Consider the following 551-nt stretch of genomic DNA (forward strand, 5'->3'; position numbering starts at 1 on the left):
AATAATTAATATTTGCATTAAATGTTCTCTTGCAATATTTGCTTTATCGTCAATTTGATTAGGAGTATGGAAGTAAATTTCCAAATCTTCATGTAATAGCTGATAATTGTTTATGATCTCATTTAATACTTCATTAATATTTGTTGGAGCATACTGTTCAATCTTTTCGCTATTTTTCTCTAGCTTCGTCAACTGTAGAAGCTCATTCGTTAAAATAATCATTCTGTTTGTTTCATTAATACATGTATTTAATGAGTTTTCTAAAACAGCTTCGTCTTTTTTCCCCCAGCGATTAACTAGTGATAAGTGACCATGAATGATTGCTAAAGGTGTTCTTAGTTCATGAGAAGCATCTTCAACAAATCGCTTTTGTCTTGTAATTGAAGCCTCTAACTCATCCATCATTTTGTTAAAAAGTAGACCGAGTTCAGATAGCTCATCTTTTGTTTCTCCGACAAAAACTCGCTCTTTTAATTGATTATTTTTTATTTTAATCATTGTTTGATTTAAATTTTTAATAGGATTTACTATTTTTTTAGATAAGAAATAAC

1 protein-coding gene is annotated in these 551 nt (G+C 28.7%); it reads right to left on the reverse strand.

Annotation, left to right across the window (positions count from 1 at the left end; all coding sequences use genetic code 11):
- Positions 1–551 (reverse strand): histidine kinase dimerization/phospho-acceptor domain-containing protein (locus CN514_RS22405; protein ID WP_141529488.1); only part of this gene is annotated, 551 nt, incomplete at both ends.

It is taken from the genome of Bacillus sp. AFS001701, from assembly GCF_002559405.1.
In the GTDB taxonomy this organism is placed as follows: domain Bacteria; phylum Bacillota; class Bacilli; order Bacillales; family Bacillaceae_G; genus Gottfriedia.